Origin of the sequence: Delftia sp. WSY_10, assembly GCF_043104705.1 — a bacterium.
Classification (GTDB): Bacteria; Pseudomonadota; Gammaproteobacteria; order Burkholderiales; family Burkholderiaceae_C; genus Comamonas; species Comamonas tsuruhatensis.
In genome coordinates this window covers 81216-100188 of sequence record NZ_JBICKY010000032.1, presented here as the reverse complement: position 1 = coordinate 100188, position 18973 = coordinate 81216, and the positions used below count along the sequence as shown (strand labels likewise).

16 protein-coding genes are annotated in these 18973 nt (G+C 66.2%); 12 read left to right on the top strand and 4 right to left on the bottom strand.

The annotated features are described in order from the left end of the window. Nucleotides 1–24 precede the first annotated feature (24 nt). Together ACF8ML_RS14240 and ACF8ML_RS14235 are read left to right on the top strand one after the other, a co-directional pair. Nucleotides 25–1494: a circularly permuted type 2 ATP-grasp protein gene (locus ACF8ML_RS14240; RefSeq protein WP_016447617.1), complete on the top strand. Its 1470-nt coding sequence runs from the start codon at nt 25–27 to the stop codon at nt 1492–1494. Then, nucleotides 1495–2463 (top strand): alpha-E domain-containing protein, encoded by a 969-nt coding sequence (locus ACF8ML_RS14235; protein WP_016447616.1) that lies wholly within the window; start codon nt 1495–1497, stop codon nt 2461–2463. 62 nt (nt 2464–2525) lie between these two features. On the opposite strand, the gene ACF8ML_RS14230 is transcribed toward ACF8ML_RS14235, so the two are convergent. Next, a complete protein-coding gene (locus ACF8ML_RS14230; protein ID WP_209671958.1) occupies nt 2526–3068 on the bottom strand; it encodes an ureidoglycolate lyase in 543 nt (180 codons plus the stop codon). A gap of 216 nt (nt 3069–3284) precedes the next feature. On the opposite strand from ACF8ML_RS14230, the gene ACF8ML_RS14225 reads away from it, so the two are divergent. The 3 genes from ACF8ML_RS14225 to ACF8ML_RS14215 all read left to right on the top strand — a co-directional run bounded on the left by ACF8ML_RS14225 (nt 3285) and on the right by ACF8ML_RS14215 (nt 6827). Further along, nucleotides 3285–4619 carry an MFS transporter gene (locus tag ACF8ML_RS14225; RefSeq protein WP_016447614.1) on the top strand — a complete coding sequence of 445 codons (1335 nt, stop codon included), beginning with the start codon at nt 3285–3287 and terminating at the stop codon, nt 4617–4619. An 86-nt stretch (nt 4620–4705) separates the two neighbouring features. Continuing rightward, on the top strand, nt 4706–5431 hold the full coding sequence (locus ACF8ML_RS14220; RefSeq protein ID WP_392407279.1) for a FadR/GntR family transcriptional regulator: 726 nt from the start codon (nt 4706–4708) through the stop codon (nt 5429–5431). Nucleotides 5432–5528: 97 nt separating this feature from the next. Next, entirely contained in the window at nt 5529–6827 is a 1299-nt protein-coding gene (locus ACF8ML_RS14215; protein WP_016447612.1) for a sensor histidine kinase, read from the top strand. Nucleotides 6828–6921: 94 nt separating this feature from the next. Here ACF8ML_RS14215 and bfr read toward each other — a convergent pair whose 3' ends face one another. Then, complete coding sequence (gene bfr, locus ACF8ML_RS14210) at nt 6922–7398, bottom strand: bacterioferritin (protein WP_016447611.1); 477 nt, start codon at nt 7396–7398, stop codon at nt 6922–6924. Between the two features lie 368 nt (nt 7399–7766). Between bfr and ahpC the strand changes: the two genes are divergently transcribed. The 5 genes from ahpC (at nt 7767) to ACF8ML_RS14185 (ending at nt 14130) form a co-directional block, all read left to right on the top strand. Further along, nucleotides 7767–8330, top strand: coding sequence for an alkyl hydroperoxide reductase subunit C (gene ahpC / locus ACF8ML_RS14205; RefSeq protein WP_016447610.1), 564 nt, complete (start codon nt 7767–7769; stop codon nt 8328–8330). Nucleotides 8331–8433: 103 nt separating this feature from the next. Then, nucleotides 8434–9990 (top strand): alkyl hydroperoxide reductase subunit F, encoded by a 1557-nt coding sequence (ahpF, locus tag ACF8ML_RS14200; RefSeq protein ID WP_016451263.1) that lies wholly within the window; start codon nt 8434–8436, stop codon nt 9988–9990. A gap of 309 nt (nt 9991–10299) precedes the next feature. Continuing rightward, nucleotides 10300–12588, top strand: a complete 2289-nt coding sequence (locus ACF8ML_RS14195; protein ID WP_392407278.1) for a TonB-dependent hemoglobin/transferrin/lactoferrin family receptor — start codon at nt 10300–10302, stop codon at nt 12586–12588. 70 nt (nt 12589–12658) lie between these two features. Then, nucleotides 12659–13012 (top strand): hypothetical protein, encoded by a 354-nt coding sequence (locus tag ACF8ML_RS14190; RefSeq protein WP_392407276.1) that lies wholly within the window; start codon nt 12659–12661, stop codon nt 13010–13012. Next, nucleotides 13009–14130 (top strand): hemin-degrading factor, encoded by a 1122-nt coding sequence (locus ACF8ML_RS14185; protein ID WP_016447605.1) that lies wholly within the window; start codon nt 13009–13011, stop codon nt 14128–14130. The genes ACF8ML_RS14190 and ACF8ML_RS14185 overlap by 4 nt, the downstream gene beginning before the upstream one ends. 36 nt (nt 14131–14166) lie before the next feature. Here the strand turns inward: ACF8ML_RS14185 and ACF8ML_RS14180 are convergent, their stop codons facing one another. After that, nucleotides 14167–14448, bottom strand: coding sequence for a DUF2798 domain-containing protein (locus ACF8ML_RS14180; protein ID WP_016447604.1), 282 nt, complete (start codon nt 14446–14448; stop codon nt 14167–14169). 144 nt (nt 14449–14592) lie between these two features. On the opposite strand from ACF8ML_RS14180, the gene ACF8ML_RS14175 reads away from it, so the two are divergent. Beyond that, nucleotides 14593–15537: a LysR family transcriptional regulator gene (locus ACF8ML_RS14175; RefSeq protein WP_043791855.1), complete on the top strand. Its 945-nt coding sequence runs from the start codon at nt 14593–14595 to the stop codon at nt 15535–15537. Between the two features lie 8 nt (nt 15538–15545). Here the strand turns inward: ACF8ML_RS14175 and ACF8ML_RS14170 are convergent, their stop codons facing one another. Then, complete coding sequence (locus ACF8ML_RS14170) at nt 15546–16367, bottom strand: pyruvate, water dikinase regulatory protein (protein WP_016447602.1); 822 nt, start codon at nt 16365–16367, stop codon at nt 15546–15548. A 208-nt stretch (nt 16368–16575) separates the two neighbouring features. Here ACF8ML_RS14170 and ppsA point away from each other — a divergent pair, with 208 nt between their 5' ends. Then, nucleotides 16576–18966: a phosphoenolpyruvate synthase gene (gene ppsA, locus ACF8ML_RS14165; protein WP_016447601.1), complete on the top strand. Its 2391-nt coding sequence runs from the start codon at nt 16576–16578 to the stop codon at nt 18964–18966. Nucleotides 18967–18973: the final 7 nt, after the last annotated feature.

Below are 18973 nucleotides of genomic sequence, written 5' to 3'. Positions count from 1 at the left end.
ACATGCAGCGACAGGAGGTGACGAATGCATCCATTTGACGAGATGTACACGATGACGCCGTTCGACGGCAGCGATGTGCGCCTGCACTACAAGGACTATGCGCAATGGCTTGCGCGCCAGTCCGAACAGACGCTGCGAGCGCGCAGCGCCGAGGCCGAGATCATCTTCCGGCGCGTAGGCATCACGTTCGCCGTCTACGGCGACAAGGATGAAAGTGGCGCCGGCACCGAGCGCCTCATTCCCTTCGACCTGATTCCGCGCGTCATCCCGTCCCATGAATGGGAGCGCATGCAGGCAGGCCTGGTGCAGCGCGTGACGGCGCTCAACCGCTTTCTGCACGACGTCTACCACGACCAGGAAATCCTGCGCGCGGGCCTGCTGCCGCGCGAGCTGGTGCTGAACAACAGCCAGTACCGCCCCGAGATGCGGGGCCTTGCCGTGCAGGGCGGCATCTACGCCCACATCGCCGGCATCGACATCGTGCGTGCCGCCAATGCCCAGGGCGAGGGCGTGTACTACGTGCTGGAGGACAACCTGCGCGTGCCTTCGGGCGTGTCTTACATGCTGGAGAACCGCCGCATGATGATGCGGCTGTTCCCCGACCTGTTCTCCCGTCATCCCGTGGAGCCCGTGGCCCACTATCCCGACATGCTGCTGGAGACGCTGCGCGCCAGCGCTCCGGCCGGCACGCCCGAGCCCACGGTGGTGGTGCTCACGCCCGGCATGTACAACAGCGCCTACTTCGAGCACGCCTTCCTGGCCCAGCAGATGGGCGTGGAGCTGGTCGAGGGCCAGGACCTGGTGGTGGACAAGGACGTGGTCTACATGCGCACCACGCGCGGCCTGCAGCGCGTGGACGTGATCTACCGGCGCGTGGACGATGATTTTCTGGACCCCGAAGTCTTCCGTCCCACCTCCACGCTGGGCTGCCCCGGCCTCATGCGCGCCTACCGTGCGGGCAACGTCAGCATCTGCAATGCGGCGGGCACGGGGGTGGCCGACGACAAATCGGTCTATCCCTATGTGCCGGAGATGATCCGCTTCTACCTGGGCGAGGAACCCATTCTGCAGAACGTGCCGACCTGGCTGTGCCGCAAGCCCGACGACCTGCGCTACGTGCTCGACCACCTGGATGAGCTGGTGGTCAAGGAAGTCCATGGCGCCGGTGGCTACGGCATGCTGATCGGGCCTGCCGCCTCGCGCGGCGAGATAGAGGATTTCCGCCGCGCGCTCATCGCCAATCCCGGCGGCTACATCGCGCAGCCCACGCTGGCGCTGTCCACCTGCCCCACCCTGGTGGAGCAGGGCATCGCGCCAAGGCATATCGACCTGCGTCCCTTCGTGCTCAGCGGCAATCAGGTACGCATGGTGGCCGGCGGCCTCACGCGCGTGGCGCTCAAGGAAGGCTCGCTGGTGGTCAATTCATCACAGGGCGGCGGCACCAAGGACACCTGGGTGCTCGGGGCCGGTGAGTCAAACGAGGGAGGACATTGAATGCTCAGCCGTACTGCCGATCATCTGTACTGGATGTCCCGCTACACGGAGCGTGCGGAGAACACTGCCCGCATGCTCAACGTCTCCTATGACACTTCCATGCTGCCCCAGGCGCCTCAGGCGGCGCGCAAGGCCTGGCAGGGCGTGCTGTCCATCAGCGAGCTGATCCCCGCCTATGCCTCCCGCCACGGCGAGGTGCAGCGAGAGGCCGTGCTGCACTTCATGGTGCGCGACGAGAGCAACTCATCGTCCATCGCCTCCTGCCTGCGCGCTGCGCGGGAGAATGCGCGTGCCGTGCGCGGGGCGCTGACCACCGAGGCCTGGGAGACCCAGAACCAGACCTGGCTGGAACTCAAGCGCCTGCTGGCCGAGGGGGACTGGGAGCGCGATCCGGGCCAGTTCTTCGAATGGGTCAAGCACCGCTCGCACCTGTCGCGCGGCGTGACACTGGGCACCATGCTGCAGGACGAGGCCTTCCACTTCCTGCGCCTGGGCACCTTCATCGAGCGCGCCGACAACACGGCGCGCCTGCTGGACGTGAAATTCCACGCCATCGAGCGCGACTACCATGGCAGCGCGCGCAACGGAGCGTCGGGCAAAGGGGCCACGCCCTTCGACTTCTACCACTGGAGCGCGCTGCTGCGCAGCGTCTCGGCCTTCGAGGTCTACCGCAAGGTCTACCGCGACGTGATCACGCCCGAGCGCGTGGCCGAGCTGCTGATGCTGCGCAGCGACATGCCGCGCTCGCTGCTGGCCAGCATGCTGGAAGTGGTGGCCAACCTGGAAAGCGTGGCCAACGACCAGTCGCGCGAGACCCAGCGCAAGGCGGGCCGCCTGCTGGCTGACCTGCGCTATGCGCGCATCGACGAAATCCTGGCCACGGGCCTGCACGCCTATCTCACGCAGTTCCTGGATCGCGTGCACGACCTGGGTCAGGGCATCAGCCGCGACTTCCTGGTGCCTGCCTGAGCCGCCGTCGCCCAATGAACAAAGCCGCCCTCGGGCGGCTTTGTTCATTGGGGCAGGGCCATTCAGTCCTGCGCGCTGTCCAGCTCCAGCACAACGCCTTCGGCATCGCCGATGGGCACCACGTCGCAGTTGTCGCCAGGGCCTCCCCGGTCCACCACGATGAAGCGCGCGGGCGCGTTCAGGGCAATCAGCGAGTGGTGCCAGACGCCGCGGCGGTAGTTCACGCCCTGGCGTCCGTTGGTGATGAAGGCGCGCAGGTCGCCGGGCGCCACCTGCTCTCCCAGGGGCGCAACCACCACGATGAAGGGCTGGGCGTCCAGCGGCATGAAGGCCTGGCTGCCCAGGGGATGGCGCTCCATGCTCGTCAGCTGCAGGGGCAGCGTATAGGGGCGGGCGTGGAACAGGTTGATCAGCGCGTGGCCCTCGCTGCCGCCCGTGTCCACGCGGGCCAGGGCATGGTAGCGCTCGGTCATGCCGTCATTGATCAGCAGCGGCGTGTGGCCTGCACTGTCGATGACCTCGCCAAACTCGGCAAAGGCTTCGGCGGTCAGCGGTTGGACGCGCAGGCGAAGGCGGGCGGGGCGGGTCTCTGACAAGGTATTCACGAAGTACTGCCTCTTGTTTTCATACTGGTATTACCAGTTTGCTGTTGCCTGGGGATTTTGTCAAATCTGAGTGACGCCAGCCTATGCCCTGCGCGTCATTTGCGGTGGTTCGGGTAAATGCGAGTGTGCATTGGCCGGCGGGAAGGGCAACATTCGCTCCGTATTTTCAGACCGGTCATACCAGTTGATCGCAACCCTTCAACCAAGGACTTCCTGATGTCATCACTTCCCGCATCCGCCGAGGCCGCCGGCGCGGCCCCGGCGCTGTCCAGCGAAACGCCGGCCGAGGCAGCCGTCTACCGCAAGGTGGCCTGGCGCCTGCTTCCCTTCATCATGGCCTGCTACGTGGCGGCCTATCTGGACCGGGTGAACGTGGGCTTTGCCAAGCTGCACATGCTGGCCGACCTGCAGTTCAGCGAGGCCATGTACGGCCTGGGCGCGGGGCTGTTCTTCATCGGCTATTTCTTCTTCGAGGTGCCCAGCAACATGCTGATGCACCGCATAGGAGCCAAGGCCACCATCTCGCGGATCATGATCATGTGGAGCCTGATCTCGGCGGCCATGATGTTCGTGACCACGCCCACGCAGTTCTACGTGCTGCGCTTCCTGCTGGGCGCGGCCGAGGCCGGTTTCTACCCCGGCATGATCCTGTACATGACCTACTGGTTTCCCTCGTACCGGCGCGCCCGCATGGTGGCGCTGTTCATGTGCGCGATCCCGGTCTCGGGCATCCTGGGCGGACCGCTGTCGGGCGGCATCATGGACCTGATGCAGGGCGTGGCGGGGCTGCGCGGCTGGCAATGGCTGTTCCTGATCGAGGCCATTCCCTCGCTGATCCTGGGCCTGGCCGTGCTCTGGTACCTGGACAACAGCATCCGCGCAGCGCGCTGGCTGACCGAGGCGGAAAAGACCCTGCTGGAGCGCAACATCGCTCGCGAGAACGCCAGCAAGAGCGACAGCCACGTCACGCTGCGCGCACTGTTTTCCGACCCGCGCATCATCAAGATGGCCATGATCTGCTTTTGCACCGTCATGGGCCAGTACGGGCTCACGTTCTGGCTGCCCAGCCTGATCCGCCAGTCGGGCGTGGAGGGTGCCTTCCAGATCGGCCTGCTGACGGCCGTGCCGTTTTCGGTGGCCGTGGTGTCCATGAACCTGGTCAGCCGCAGCTCGGACCGCATGCGCGAGCGCCGCTGGCACCTGATCGTTCCGTTCTGCGTGGGCGCGGCGGGCCTGATGCTGTCGGCCATCTTCAGCGGCAACGTCTACCTGTCGCTGGCCGCCCTGGCGCTGGCCGCGGGCGGCAGCCTGGCAACCTCGCCACTGTTCTGGAGCCTGCCCACGGCCATCCTGTCCAGCGCAGGCGCTGCGGCCGGCATTGCGCTGATCAACTCCTTCGCCAACCTGGCCGGCTTCATCAGCCCCTACATGATCGGCCTCATCAAGGATGCGACGCAGAGCACCAATGCGGCCATGTTCGTGCTGGCCGGCGTGCTGCTGTTCGGGGCCTTCCTGACCTATACCGTGCCCGCCAAACTGGTCAACAAGTAGCGCCGGACAGGGCGCGTGAACCGGCGGGCGAGGCGCGCAGTCGCTAAGATCGGCGCACCGCCCCCGGGCCAGAGATCCGCCAACGCATGGAACCCAGCACCGCCATCAGCACACCCGCCGGCAACCCTGCCAGCACCGCCGTTGCCGGCAATGCCGCCCGCGTGATCCGCGAGTGGATCGAGGGCGGCGTGTATCCTGTGGGCTCGCTCCTGCCTTCGCAGCGCGACCTGTCGGAGCAGTTGGGCATCAGCCGCACCTCGCTGCGCGAGGCGCTGTCCACGCTGCAGGGGCTGGGCCTGGTCGTGGCCCGGCCTGGCAAGGGCATGTACGTGACCGAGGCGCCCGAGGCTGCGGCCGCAGACGCCTGGCGCTTTGCCGACTCGCATGCGCTCACCGATGTCTATCAGCTGCGCTACGCGCTGGAGGGCTTTGTGGCGCGCCTGGCGGCCCTGGTGGTGCAGCCTGAGGATGTGCAGGCCCTGCAGGCCAATCTGCAGGCCATGCAGCAGAGCATAGAGCTGGCCGATTTCGTGCAGGCCACGCGACTGGATTTCGAGTTCCACCTGCAGATCGCCACAATCTCGGGCAACCATGCCATCGCCGACGTGCTGCGCGGCAGCGGCGAGGTCATGCAGGAAAGCCAGCGCCTGCCGTTCTACAAGCGGGGCGCACGGCATGCGACCACCGAGGAGCATGCGGCCATCATCGATGCCCTGTCCCGCGGCCATCCCGAGCTGGCCCAGCAGGCCATGGCCACCCACATCGTGCAGGCGGCCCAGCGCGCGGGCGTGCACTTTCCCACCGGCCTGTAGGCACGCCAGCCCGTGCCTGATCGGCCGGGTTTTTGGCCTTACCATCATCGGCGCAGCGCATTTTTTCCCTATCTACAGACCGCCCGGATGCCGATCCATGACAAGCCAAGGAAATGAACTCTGCATACTGGCAGACGCCCTAGAGGCGCAGCGCGAAGGACTCTTGCAGACATGGCGCAAGGCCGTCAGGCGGGACCCGGCGCTGACCGCTGGTGAGGCGCTTCCCCGAACCCAGCTGAACGATCACATCCCGGCCGTGCTGGCCGCGTTCGAGCAGCAACTGCGGACCCTGGGTGGTGCACCGGCAGACACCGCCGAGCCGCCGGGCGATGGCGAGCAGGCCGCCGCCCACGGCCTGCACCGCTGGCAGCAGGGCTATGACCTGCATGAAGTCGTGCGCGAGCTGGGGCTGCTCAACGAAGTCATGGTGGCGCAGCTGGAGGACTATGCCCAGGGGCGCCCTGATGCGCACGTCGCCATGCCCGTTGCGCGCAAGGCCTGGGCCGCCACCTATACCCGCGACGTTCAGGACAGCAGCACCCAGTATTTCCGCCTGCAGCAGCAGGAGGCCGAGGGCCATGTCCGGGACCTGGAAGCGGCGCTGCATGACCTGAGCGCGCTGGACCTGCAGCGCTCGCAACTGTGGGAGCAGGTTGCGCATGACCTGCGCAGCAACGTCGGCGTGGTGGCCAATGTGACGCATGGCCTGGGCATGCAGCATGCGCCGGCGCAGTCCCGCGAGAAACTCCTGCGCATGCTGGACCGCAACGTCCAGTCGCTGCGACATCTGCTGGATGACGTGACGGAGCTGGCCAAGCTGCATGCCGGGCGCGAGCATCGCCAGCTGACCTCCTTTGACGCAGCCCAGGTCATCACCCATCTGTGCGAGGGACTGCAGGCCCTGGCCAACGATCGCGGCCTGTACCTGCACCTGCAGGGGCCGGGGACGATGCCGGTGGAGGGGGATGCCTTGAAACTGCGCCGCATCGCGCAGAACCTGGTGCTCAATGCGCTCAAGTACACCCAGGAGGGCGGCGTCACGGTGAAGTGGGCCCTTGGTGATGGGGAGGACCAGCGCCGCTGGATGCTCTCCATCGGGGATACGGGCCCCGGCATGGAGCCGGCGGCGCCCCTGGTTGCCGCCCTCAAGCACGCCACGGACCTGGACCCTTCGGGCCATCTGACGTCGGCGGCCTCCGCAGAGGTCCGCGCCGGGGGCGAGCCACGGCCCGGCGTCGCGGCGGCCCGCTACCGCAGCGGCGCAGGCGAGGGGATAGGCCTGTCCATCGTCAAGCGGCTGGCGGAATTGCTGGACGCCACGATCGAGGTGCAGTCGGCCGCGCAGACCGGCACGACCTTTCTGCTTCTGTTTCCGCTGCGATATGCCGACGAGTGACCGATAGCTGGGCCATGAGATGAAAAAACGGGCACACAGGCCCGTCGTTTCGCGTGCGGGGCGCGGCCTGTGCCGCCGCCCCTGAGTCCGGTGCTCAGGACTCTTCGTCCATCTGCGACTGCAGATAGTTCTGGATGCCGACCTTGTCGATCAGGTCCAGCTGGGTTTCGAGGTAGTCGATGTGCTCCTCGGTATCGTCCAGGATCTTTTGCAGCAGGTCGCGCGAGACGTAGTCGCGCACGCTTTCGCAGTGGGCGATGCCGTCCTTGATGGTCTGCTGCGCGGTTTTCTCGCTGCTCAGGTCGCAAGCCAGGGCTTCGGGCACGTCCTCGCCGACTTGCAGCTTGCCCAGGTCCTGCAGGTTGGGCAGGCCGTCGAGCACGAAGATGCGGTCCATGAGCCAGTCGGCGTGCTTCATCTCGCCGATGGACTCCTTGTATTCCTTCTTGGCCAGCTTGTCGAAGCCCCAGTGCTTGTACATGCGGTAGTGCAGGAAGTACTGGTTGATGGCCGTCAGCTCGTTCTTGAGCTGGGCTTGCAGCCAGGTGATGACTTGTGCGTCGCCTTGCATGGGGAACTCCTTTGTTGTACGTGGGGGACCGCGCCGATCGCCGGCCGCTATAGGGGTGGATTGTCTAGGGTTTCTGCGTCAGATCAAGCAAACCCCTGTTATCACGCATTGGCTGCTTATGAGGCGCGTTCTCGTTTGCGGGCCGGCATGCTGACGCGGCTGCGGGGTTGCTGCATTGCCTTGTCATATTTCGGCCCAAAATAGCCTCTTCAGGCCGGTGGCGGGCTGGTCAAGCCCGCAGGCCTGGAGACAAGGATGTTCACATAGTTTTTGGCAATCGTATGAATTCAATCAATTCATTGGATCAATCGATGGCCTGGGCCTAGACTTCGTCCTGTGTTCACTCACCAACCACAAAGGAAACAGCAATGTCCGTGATCAACACCCAAATCAAGCCCTTCAAGACGCAGGCCTTCAAGAATGGCAAGTTCATCGAAGTGACCGAAAAGGACGTCCTGGGCAAGTGGGCCGTGTTCTTCTTCTACCCCGCTGACTTCACCTTCGTGTGCCCCACCGAGCTGGGCGACGTGGCCGACCACTACGACGAACTGCAAAAGCTGGGCGTGGAAGTGTTCTCCGTGTCCACCGACACCCACTTCGTGCACAAGGCATGGCACGACGCGTCGGACACCATCCGCAAGATCAAGTACACGATGCTGGGCGATCCCACCTGGGAAATCAGCAACAACTTCGAAGTCCTGCGTCCCGGCCAGGGCCTGGCTGACCGCGGCACCTTCATCGTCGATCCCGATGGCGTGATCCAGGCCGTGGAAATCACCGCCGAAGGCATTGGCCGCAACGCCGTCGATCTGCTGCGCAAGGTCAAGGCTGCCCAGTACGTCCGCAACCACCCCGGTGAAGTCTGCCCCGCCAAGTGGGAAGAAGGCGACAAGACCCTGGCTCCTTCGCTCGACTTGGTCGGCAAGATCTAAGCGGTACACCGCTTCCTGTTCACAGTTGAACTGTTGAAGACGCCCGGGTGCCTGGCGCCCGGGCTTTTTTTTCCGAAAATTCGTATTTCCCTAGGAGTCCGACATGCTTGACAACAACCTGAAAGCCCAATTGCAGGCCTACCTGGAGCGCCTGCAGCGTCCGGTGGAGCTGGTGGCTTCGCTGGATGACAGCCAGGGTGCGCGCGAGCTGAAGGAACTGCTGCTGGAAATCCGCGAGCTGAGCGACAAGATCACCGTCGTCGAGCACAACGACGCCGAGGTGCGCAAGCCCTCGTTCCTGATCACCAATCCCGGCGTGGACAGCGGCGTGCGTTTCGCAGGCGTCCCCCTGGGCCATGAATTCACCTCGCTGGTGCTGGCCCTGCTGCAGGTCGGCGGCCATCCGTCCAAGGAATCGGCCGAGTTGCTGGAGCAGGTGCGCAACATCGACGTGCCGCTGCACTTCGAGACCTACTACTCGCTGTCCTGCCACAACTGCCCGGACGTGGTGCAGGCGCTGAACCTGATGTCCGTGCTCAATCCCAAGATCAGCCACACCGCCATCGACGGCGGGCTGTTCCAGAAGGAAGTCGAGCAGCGCGAAGTCATGGGCGTGCCCACGGTCTTCGTCAATGGCGAGCGCTTCGGCCAGGGCCGTATGGAGCTGGCCGAGATCGTCGCCAAGGTCGACACCGGCGCCGCTTCGCGTGAAGCGGCCAGGATTTCCGCCAAGGACGCCTTCGACGTGCTGATCGTCGGTGGCGGCCCCGCCGGCGCGGCCGCTGCCATCTATGCGGCACGCAAGGGCATCCGCACCGGCATTGCCGCCGAGCGCTTCGGCGGCCAGGTGCTGGACACCGTGGACATCGAGAACTTCATCTCGGTCTCCAAGACCGAAGGCCCTCAGCTGGCCGCCGCCATGGAGCGCCATGTGCGCGACTACGAGGTGGACATCATGAACCTGCAGACGGCCTCCAAACTGATTCCGGCTGCCACGGAAGGCGGGCTGATCGAGGTGCAGACTGCCTCGGGCGCCAGCCTCAAGGCCAAGACCGTCATCCTCTCGACCGGCGCGCGCTGGCGCAACATGAACGTGCCCGGCGAGGACAAGTACCGCACCAAGGGCGTGACCTACTGCCCGCACTGCGACGGACCGCTGTTCAAGGGCAAGAATGTGGCCGTCATCGGCGGCGGCAACTCGGGCGTGGAAGCGGCCATCGACCTGGCCGGCATCGTGCGCAGCGTGACGCTGCTGGAGTTCGCCAGCGAGCTCAAGGCCGATGCCGTGCTGCAAAAGAAGCTCAAGAGCCTGCCCAATGTGACCGTCATCCTCAACGCCCAGACCACCGAGGTCAACGGCGACGGCAAGAAGGTCACCGGCCTGACCTACAAGGACCGCACGACGGAAGAGGTCAAGACCGTGGCGCTGGAAGGCATCTTCGTGCAGATCGGCCTGCTGCCCAACACCGACTGGCTCAAGGGCACGGTGGAGCTGACCCGCTTCGGCGAGATCGTGATCGATGCCAAGGGCCACACCAGCGTGCCTGGCGTGTTCGCCGCAGGCGACTGCACCAACGTGCCGTACAAGCAGATCATCATCGCTGCCGGTGCCGGCTCCACGGCGGCGCTGTCGGCCTTCGACCACCTGATCCGCCACTGAGCTGAACAGGCGTGAGAAAGGGCCCGGATGCCTCGGCATCCGGGCCTTTTTTCATTCCGGCGCTGTCAGGCGCGTGCCTTGCCGGCGCAGGTGGCACACAGATGGCTGTCCAGCAGCCCGGTGTGCCAGCAGGGATTGCTCCAGGGCCTGTGCGCCAGATCAAATCAATGAATGAGAACTATTCGCATATAATTTTTCTTCATCCAGCCAGCACATGACGCGCCAACGGCTGGCGGGCCAACCGCCAGCCGCTGCAACCAGAAGCCAGCTCTCGCACATCCATGTTGATCAGAGAGAGAGGGCTTCGCAATGGCTTACGACTTCGCAATGCAATCATGCGCCCGGCGGGCGCGCCATCCCCTGGCCGCCGCCTGCGCGCTGCTGTGCGCCTCCGCTGCCCTGGCCCAGGAGCCGGGGCAGGCCGCCGCAGACGCGGCAAATGCCGCAAACGCCGGAGATGCCGACACGCAATTGCTGGCGCAGGCCGCACCCGGGGCACGGACCCGTGCCCCGGCCCTCAAGGAGATGGTGATCAGCGCCTCGCGCGAGGTGCAGGACCCTGACACCCTGCCCATGAGCATCGACGTGATCGACGCCGGCCGCATGGAGCGCGAGCAGGCCAGCGACATCCGCGAGATGGTCAACCTGCTGCCCAATGTCGATGTGCCGCGCGCCCCGGCGCGCTTCTCGCTGGCGACCTCGTCGGCCGGGCGTGACCAGAACAGCGGCTTCAACATCCGTGGCCTGGATGGCAACCGCGTGCTCATGCTGGTCGATGGCGTGCGCCTGCCGCGCAGCTACAGCTTCAGCGCCAACAGCTTCGGCCGCGACTACCTGGACCTGGGCCTGGTGCAGCGCGTGGAAATCCTGCGCGGCTCCACGCCCGCGCTGTATGGATCGGACGGCATGGGCGGCCTGGTCAACTTCGTGACCGTGCAGCCAGACGATCTGCTGGGCAGGGGCAAGCGCATCGCCGGCCGCGTGGCTGCCGGCTATGACGGCTCGGACAACGGCCGCAAGCTGGGCGCCACCGTGGCGGGCCGAGCCAGCCCCGAATGGGCCTGGCTGCTGTCGGCGGGCCTGGGCCGCTCCCGTGCGCTGGAGAACATGGGCACGAACAACGTGACGGGCGCGGCGCGCACCACGCCCAATCCCGAGAAAGACCGCAGCGAATCGCTGATGGGCCGCCTGGTCTTCACGCCCAGCGCCGTGCAAAAGCATGTCTTCACCTTCGAGAACGTGGACAAGCGCGCCGACTATGCCCTGCTGTCCGCGCGCTCGGCCACCGTGGCCAATTCCGACTCGCGCACCGACATGAAGCGCTGGCGGGCCAGCTGGCAGGGCCAGTGGCAGCAGCTGGGCACGGCGCTGGCCGACGAACTGCAGCTGATGGCCAGCTACCAGAAGTCCGACGCGCGCGAATTCGTCACCGAGACGCGCATCGGTCTGCCGTACCGCGAGCGCGACGTGACCTATGACGAGGACGCGATCCAGCTGCACGCCCAGGCCAGCCGCCTGCTGCGCTGGAGTTCCTCGGCCAGCGGCAAGTTCACGTACGGGCTGGACTACCTCCGCAACAAGGTGGTCAACGTGCAAAACGGCATCACGCCGCCCGTGGGCGAGAGCTTCCCGCTCAAGCGCTTCCCCGACACCACCGAAAGCGCCACCGCCCTGTTCGCCCAGGCCGAACTGCACAACGGCCCCTGGAGCGTGACCCCGGGCCTGCGCGCCGAGCACTACAGCATCAAGCCCCGGCAGAACGGCTTTGTGCCCACCGTGGTCAGCAACTCGGACTCCGCGCTCTCGCCCAAGCTGGGCGTGATGCTGCAGGCCAGCCCGGTCTGGTCCGTCTATGGCAACTATGCGGCAGGTTTCCGGGCGCCCAACGCCGGGCAGATCAACGCCTTCTTCGAGAACCCGGTGGCGTTCTACCGCAACATTCCGAATCCCGACCTGCGGCCCGAAAAGAGCCAGACCTTCGAGCTGGGCCTGCGCGGGCGCATGGACAGGCTGCGCCTGGACGCCGCCGTGTTCACGGGACGCTACAAGGACTTCATCGTCGACCAGCAACTGGTTGCGGGCCAGCCCGGCAACGCGGCCAACCCCGCCATCTACCAGTCCATCAACGTGGGCCGCGCCCGCATCAGCGGCTTCGAACTCAAGGCCGACTACGACTGGGGCCGCTGGGCCGGCGGCGACTGGCAGACGCGCCTGGCCTACGGCTACACCGACGGCAAGGACACGCAGTCCGACAAGCCGCTGGACACCATCTCGCCCCAGCAACTGGTGCTGGGCGTGCGCTATGAGCGCTCTGTCGTGGGCGTGCAGTTCAACGTCTCGCACTGGAGCGGCAAGAAGGCCGGCGACGTGTCCAACGGCAGCACGGCCTGGCTCAGCCCCTCGGCCACGGTGCTGGACCTGAGCGCGCAATGGCGCATCCGTCCCGACCTGCGCCTGAACGCCGGCATCTACAACCTGACCGACAGGAAGTACTGGCGCTGGTCCGATGTGCGCGGCCTGCTGGCCACCACGGCGATTGCCGACGCCTACAGCCAGCCGGGGCGCCATGCGCGCGTCTCGCTGATCAAGGATTTCTGAAGCCCGGCGCCTGAAGGCCAGGCGCCGCGACCCGTGTCCCAACGATGTTTTGCAACGCAAGGAGAGCCCCATGCACCGTACCGAGAGTGAAAGCCTTGCCCGTGACGAGGAATACCTGCTGGCCGAAGGCGAGGCCCAGCTGGCCGCCACGCTGGCGCTGATGACCGGCTTCGGCCACGGTTGCTGCGAGGCCCACCGGTCCGCCATTGCCGGCAAGGTGGCCGATCAACTGCAGGGCCTGTCCGGCGACAGCAGCTTTTCGCCGGACATGCGGGCCTTGCTGCAACGCCTGCAGCGGCGCTGGCAGGCGGTCTCCGAGGCCAGCGCCGCGCAGCGCGCACCCCGGGCCGAGGCGGCGGCCGAGACCCGCCATCCCTCCGTTGCCCACGCGCTCTGGCATGCCCCTTTGGAGACCCTGCAATGATCACCACCGCCGCCGCAGCCTGCGATGACCTGCTGATTCCCGTCAATGCGCCCGACGTGCGCCAGCGCTTTGCCCAGGCACGCCAGAGCGGCCTGCGTGCCAAGGAGGCCGCCGAATCCATGGGCCTGCCCGAAGGCGCCGCCATCGGCGCCCACGCGGGCCTGCATGACGGCGGCCTGCAGGTCGTGCCGCTGCGCGCGCAGTGGCTGCAGGTGCTGCGCGCGCTGCAGGACTGCGGCACCGTGATGGCGCTCACGCGCAATGAATCCACGGTGCATGAGAAGACGGGCGTGTACCAGAAGCTCTCGGCCAGCGGTGGCGTGGGATTGGCGCTGGGCCGCGAGATCGACCTGCGCCTGTTCTTTGCCCAATGGCATGCCGGCTATGCCGTGACCGAGCAGCCCGCCCAGGCTGGAAGGCCGGCCACGCACAGCCTGCAGTTCTTCAATGCCCACGGCCGCGCCGTGCACAAGGTCCATGCGCGCGAGTCCACCGACATGGCAGCGTGGGATGCGCTGGTACGGCGCTTTGCCGAGCCCAGCGCGGGCTACCTGTTTCGCCATGCCCGGCCCAGAGCGCTGCCGCAGTCCGACAAGGTCATCGACGTGCACGGCCTGAGCGCCGCCTGGGATGCCCTTCAGGACACGCATGAATTCTTCGACCTGCTGCGCCGGTTCGGCGTGGAGCGCCAGCAAGCCTTCCGCCTGGTCCCCGGCCATTGCGCGCGGCTGGCACCCGAGTCCGTGGCCCAGTTGCTGGGCGATGCGGCGGTGGACGGGCTGCCCATCATGGTCTTCGTGGACAGCGGCGGCTGCATCCAGATCCATACCGGCCCCGTGCACAACATCCAGCCCATGGGCACGCCCGGCGGCGCGCAATGGATCAATGTGCTGGACCCGGGCTTCAACCTGCATCTGCGCTGCGACATGATCGCCAGCGTCTGGGCCGTGCAAAAGCCCACGGCCGATGGCGTGGTCACCTCGGTCGAGGCCTTCGACGCGCAGGGCGATCTGATGGCCATGTTCTTTGGCGAGCGCAAACCGGGCCTGGCCGAACTGCCGGGATGGCGCGAGCTGGTGGCGGGCTTGCCGCGCTTGGCAGTGCAGGCACTGGCCTGAGCGGCCCAGGCCCTGGAAAGAGCCGGCCGGGCCGCCTCAGAGATGCACGGTGGCGGCCACCAGCCTGCCCACCAGCGGACGCACCACCATCACGCAGACAAAGGCCACGGGCATGGCCAGCACATAGGTCTGCATCACGCGCCGCAGGTAGTCGGCGCCCAGGCCGCTGTTGGCGCCGACGATGGCGCAGCACATCAGAAACGCCATGATGGCCGACATGTAGAAGGCAAAGACGATGGGCGCGAAGCGGCGGTGCAGCTTGCGGCTGCGCGGCGCCGCAGGGGTTGCGGGAGCGATGGAGGCAGAGGTATCGGGCATGAAGGCGTATCCGGTCAGGCCGCTTGTCGATTCGGCGCGGCAAGTGCGCAACTGTAGGCAAGGCCTGGGCCGCCGTGTAGAGGGCTGCAGCTTGGTGCACTCGTAAGCTATATTGATGAATTGATTTTTCATCCATAGGTTTTTGTGCCTAATCTGCGCTCCATCGAGACCTTCGTCAAAGCCCTGGAAGGCGGCTCCATCGCCTCGGCCGCGCGCCAGCTGGGTATTTCTCCTGCAGCGGCCAGCCAGAACATCGCCCGGCTGGAGCGCGAACTGGGCACGCGCCTGATCACGCGCACCACGCGCTCCATGGCGTTGACCGAAGCCGGCGAGCGCTATCTGGCGCGCGTGGGCCCTGTGCTGCAGGAGCTGGAAAAAGCGCAGTCCGACCTGTCGCAGCTGCATGGCGAACTGCAGGGCCGGCTGCGCATCGCCTGCATGGCCGCCTTTGGCCGCCATGTGCTGGCGCCGCTGCTGCCGGCCTTTGCCGCGCGGCATCCCCGGCTGGAGCTGGAGTTGCTGGTGGTGGACCGGCAGGTGGATGTGCTCAAGGAAGACGTGGACATCAGCGTGCGCTACCGCGATGTGCTGGAGCCCGGCATGGCCGTGCGCCAGCTGGCGGCCGTGCCGCGCGTGCTGTGCGCCTCGCCGGCCTACCTGCAGGCCCACGGCAGGCCGCAGACCGCGCAGGACCTGCTCGACCATGCCTGCCTGCTGTACCGGCGCGAGGCCGATGGCCGCTTCATGCGCTGGCCGTTTTCACGCGACGGCAAGCGCGTGGACCCGCAGCTGCGCGTGACCGCCATCGCCAGCGATGTCGATGCACTCACCGAAATGGCCGTGGCCGGTGGCGGCATCGTCTGGATCGGCAGCTTCATCGCCCACCGGTACATGCGCGAAGGGCTGCTGCAACCGCTGGCCCTGGGCCCGGCGCGCAAGGGGCAGCTGCACTTCGATGACACCACGCTGGATTTCTTCGCCTGCTTTCGCGACCGCCAGTACGTGCCGACCAAGGTGCGTGCCCTGGTGGACTATCTGGTCGAGACGCTGCCGCAGCAGCCCATGCTGCGCTGGAACGCCTCGGCCTGAGACCGGGTTCAGTGCCCCAGGTGCTGGGGCAGGACTTCCTGCAGGATCGTGGTGGCGATTTCCTCGATGGACTTGGTGGTGCTGGACAGCCACTGGATGCCGCTGCGGCGCATCATGGACTCGGCCTCGGCCACCTCGTAGCGGCAGTTGGCAAGGCTGGCGTACTTGGAGTCGGGCCGGCGCTCGTTGCGGATGCTGGACAGGCGCTGGGGGTCGATGGTCAGGCCGAACAGCTTCTTGCGGTAGGGCACCAGGGCGGGCGGCAGCTGCTTGCGCTCGAAATCCTCGGGAATCAGCGGGTAGTTGGCCACCTTGAGACCGAACTGCATGGCCAGGTACAGGCTGGTGGGCGTCTTGCCGCTGCGCGAGACGCCCACCAGGATCACGTCGGCGCCCGTCAGGTCCTGGTGGGTCTGGCCGTCGTCATGGGCCAGCGTGTAGTTGATGGCCTCCATGCGCTCCAGGTATTCCTTGCTTTCGCTGATGTCGGCGAAGCGGCCCACGCGGTGCAGCGACTTCTGGCCCAGCTCCAGCTCCAGCGGCCGCACGAAGGTGCCGAACATGTCGAATACCTTGCCCTTGCATTGGCTCTCGATCAGGTCGAGCATGTCCTGGTTGACCAGGGTGGTGAAGACGATGGGCTTGTGGCTTTCCGACTCGGCCACATGGTTGATCTGCCGCACGGCCTGGTGGACCTTGTCCATGGTGTCCACGAAGGGGATGCGGACCAGGCGCGACTTGGTGTCGAACTGGGCCATGATGGCCGTGCCAAAGGTCTCGGCTGTAATGCCAGTGCCATCGGAGATGACGAAGATGGTGTGGGTGTGCATGGTGGTCGGGCTCTGGACAGGGGGCTGCCGTCGGTTCACGGCAAACGCCTACAATGGCGCCCATTATTCCCAATTTCCCATCCATGCTCGCTGCCGGCCTCCAACCAGAACAGCAAAGCCTCGCGCACGCCTGCGTGGGTGGATCGACCGTGCCCGGCTTTGGCAGCCGGGGCGGCGCACTACGGTTTTCAACTTCTGGAGCTTTCCCATGTCTCAACTGTTCGAGGCCACCGCCCTCGTCGTTCCGTTTGAACAACTGAGGATGACCGATGTCGAGTCCGTAGGCGGCAAGAACGCCTCGCTCGGCGAAATGATCTCGCAGCTGCCGCAGGGCGTGCGCGTGCCCACGGGCTTTGCCACCACGGCCCATGCCTTCCGCCAGTTCCTGGCCCACGACGGCCTGGCCGACAAGATCAGTGCCAAGCTGGCCGCCCTCGACGTGGAGGATGTCCGCGCCCTGGCCCAGGTCGGTGCTGAGATCCGTGCCCTGGTCGAGAACCAGCCCTTCCCGGCCGATCTGGAACAGGCCATCCGCGAGGAATTCGTGCGCCTGCAAGGCGGCAACGAGGCAGCCTCGTTCGCCGTGCGCTCCTCGGCCACGGCCGAAGACCTGCCCGACGCTTCGTTCGCGGGCCAGCAGGAAACCTTCCTGAACGTGGTGGGCATCGAGTCGGTGCTGCACAAGATGAAGGAGGTGTTCGCCTCCCTGTACAACGACCGCGCCATCTCCTACCGCGTGCACAAGGGCTTTGCCCATGACGTGGTGGCCCTGTCGGCCGGCGTGCAGCGCATGGTGCGTTCCGACCTGGGCGCGGCCGGCGTGATGTTCACCATCGACACCGAATCGGGCTTCGAGGACGTGGTCTTCATCACCTCCAGCTACGGCCTGGGCGAGACCGTGGTGCAGGGCGCCGTCAATCCTGACGAGTTCTATGTGCACAAGCCCATGCTCAAGGCCGGCAAGAAGGCCCTGATCCGCCGCAACCTGGGCTCCAAGCTGATCCAGATGGTCTTTGCCTCGCCCGAGGAAAAGGCCGCCAGCGGCAAGCTTGTCAAGACCACCGACGTGGCCCATGAGCTGCGCAACCGCTACTCGCTGTCCGACGAGGACGTGCAGCAGCTGGCCCACTATGCCCTGGTCATCGAGCAGCACTATGGCCGCCCCATGGACATCGAGTGGGGCAAGGACGGCACGGACGGCCAGCTCTACATCCTGCAGGCCCGCCCCGAGACCGTGAAGAGCCAGGCCAAGGGCCAGGCCGAGCAGCGCTACGCGCTCAAGGGCACGGGCAATGTGCTGGCCGAAGGCCGCGCCATCGGCCAGAAGATCGGCACGGGCCCGGTGCGCCTGGTCAATGACATCGCCAACATGGACCAGGTCCAGCCCGGCGACGTGCTGGTGACCGACATGACCGATCCCAACTGGGAGCCGGTGATGAAGCGCGCCTCGGCCATCGTCACCAACCGTGGCGGCCGCACCTGCCACGCGGCCATCATTGCGCGCGAGCTGGGCATTCCGGCCGTGGTCGGCTGCGGCAACGCCACCGATCTGCTCAAGGACGGCACCCTGGTCACCGTCAGCTGCGCCGAAGGCGATACCGGCAAGATCTATGACGGCCTGATCGAGACCGAGGTCACCGAGGTGCAGCGCGGCGAGATGCCCGCCATCAAGACCAAGATCATGATGAACGTGGGCAACCCCCAGCTGGCCTTCGACTTCGCCCAGCTGCCCAACGAGGGCGTGGGCCTGGCCCGCCTGGAGTTCATCATCAACAACAACATCGGCGTGCACCCCAAGGCCATCCTGGACTATCCCGCCGTGGATGCCGACCTCAAGAAGGCCGTGGAGTCCGTGGCCCGTGGCCATGCCTCGCCGCGCGCCTTCTACGTGGACAAGGTCGCCGAAGGCGTGGCGACGATTGCCGCCGCCTTCTGGCCCAAGCCCGTGATCGTGCGCATGTCGGACTTCAAGTCCAACGAGTACCGCAAGCTCATCGGCGGCAGCCGCTACGAGCCCGAGGAAGAGAACCCCATGCTGGGCTTCCGTGGCGCGGCGCGCTACATCTCCGAGGACTTCGGCGAGGCCTTCCGCATGGAGTGCGAGGCACTGCGCCGCGTGCGCGAGGACATGGGCCTGACCAACGTGCAGATCATGATTCCCTTCGTGCGCACGCTCAAGCAGGCCGAGCGCGTCACCCAGCTGCTGGCGGCCAACGGCCTCAAGCGCGGCGACAACGAACTCAAGCTCATCATGATGTGCGAGGTGCCCTCCAACGCCATCCTGGCGGACGAGTTCCTCGAGTTCTTCGACGGCTTCTCCATCGGCTCCAACGACCTGACCCAGCTCACGCTGGGCCTGGACCGCGACTCCGGCCTGGAGCTGCTGGCCGCCGACTTCGACGAGCGCGACCCCGCCGTGCGCAAGATGCTGTCGCGCGCCATCAAGGCCTGCCTGGACCAGGGCAAGTACGTGGGCATCTGCGGCCAGGGCCCGTCCGACCACCCTGACTTCGCCCAATGGCTGGCTGACGAAGGCATTGCCTCCATCTCGCTGAATCCCGACAGCGTGGTCGCCACCTGGCAGCGCCTGGCGCAGTAAGGGCTGG

Bases quoted from the DNA above. Each gene is read 5' to 3' on its own strand.
- ahpF (WP_016451263.1), top strand. From the start codon at position 8,434: ATGCTTGACAACAACCTGAAAGCCCAATTGCAGGCCTACCTGGAGCGC.
- ACF8ML_RS14240 (WP_016447617.1), top strand. From the start codon at position 25: ATGCATCCATTTGACGAGATGTACACGATGACGCCGTTCGACGGCAGC.
- ACF8ML_RS14180 (WP_016447604.1), bottom strand. From the start codon at position 14,448: ATGCCCGATACCTCTGCCTCCATCGCTCCCGCAACCCCTGCGGCGCCG.
- ACF8ML_RS14190 (WP_392407276.1), top strand. From the start codon at position 12,659: ATGCACCGTACCGAGAGTGAAAGCCTTGCCCGTGACGAGGAATACCTG.
- bfr (WP_016447611.1), bottom strand. From the start codon at position 7,398: ATGCAAGGCGACGCACAAGTCATCACCTGGCTGCAAGCCCAGCTCAAG.
- ACF8ML_RS14225 (WP_016447614.1), top strand. From the start codon at position 3,285: ATGTCATCACTTCCCGCATCCGCCGAGGCCGCCGGCGCGGCCCCGGCG.
- ACF8ML_RS14185 (WP_016447605.1), top strand. From the start codon at position 13,009: ATGATCACCACCGCCGCCGCAGCCTGCGATGACCTGCTGATTCCCGTC.
- ACF8ML_RS14195 (WP_392407278.1), top strand. From the start codon at position 10,300: ATGGCTTACGACTTCGCAATGCAATCATGCGCCCGGCGGGCGCGCCAT.
- ACF8ML_RS14170 (WP_016447602.1), bottom strand. From the start codon at position 16,367: ATGCACACCCACACCATCTTCGTCATCTCCGATGGCACTGGCATTACA.
- ACF8ML_RS14220 (WP_392407279.1), top strand. From the start codon at position 4,706: ATGGAACCCAGCACCGCCATCAGCACACCCGCCGGCAACCCTGCCAGC.
- ppsA (WP_016447601.1), top strand. From the start codon at position 16,576: ATGTCTCAACTGTTCGAGGCCACCGCCCTCGTCGTTCCGTTTGAACAA.
- ACF8ML_RS14235 (WP_016447616.1), top strand. From the start codon at position 1,495: ATGCTCAGCCGTACTGCCGATCATCTGTACTGGATGTCCCGCTACACG.
- ACF8ML_RS14215 (WP_016447612.1), top strand. From the start codon at position 5,529: ATGACAAGCCAAGGAAATGAACTCTGCATACTGGCAGACGCCCTAGAG.
- ahpC (WP_016447610.1), top strand. From the start codon at position 7,767: ATGTCCGTGATCAACACCCAAATCAAGCCCTTCAAGACGCAGGCCTTC.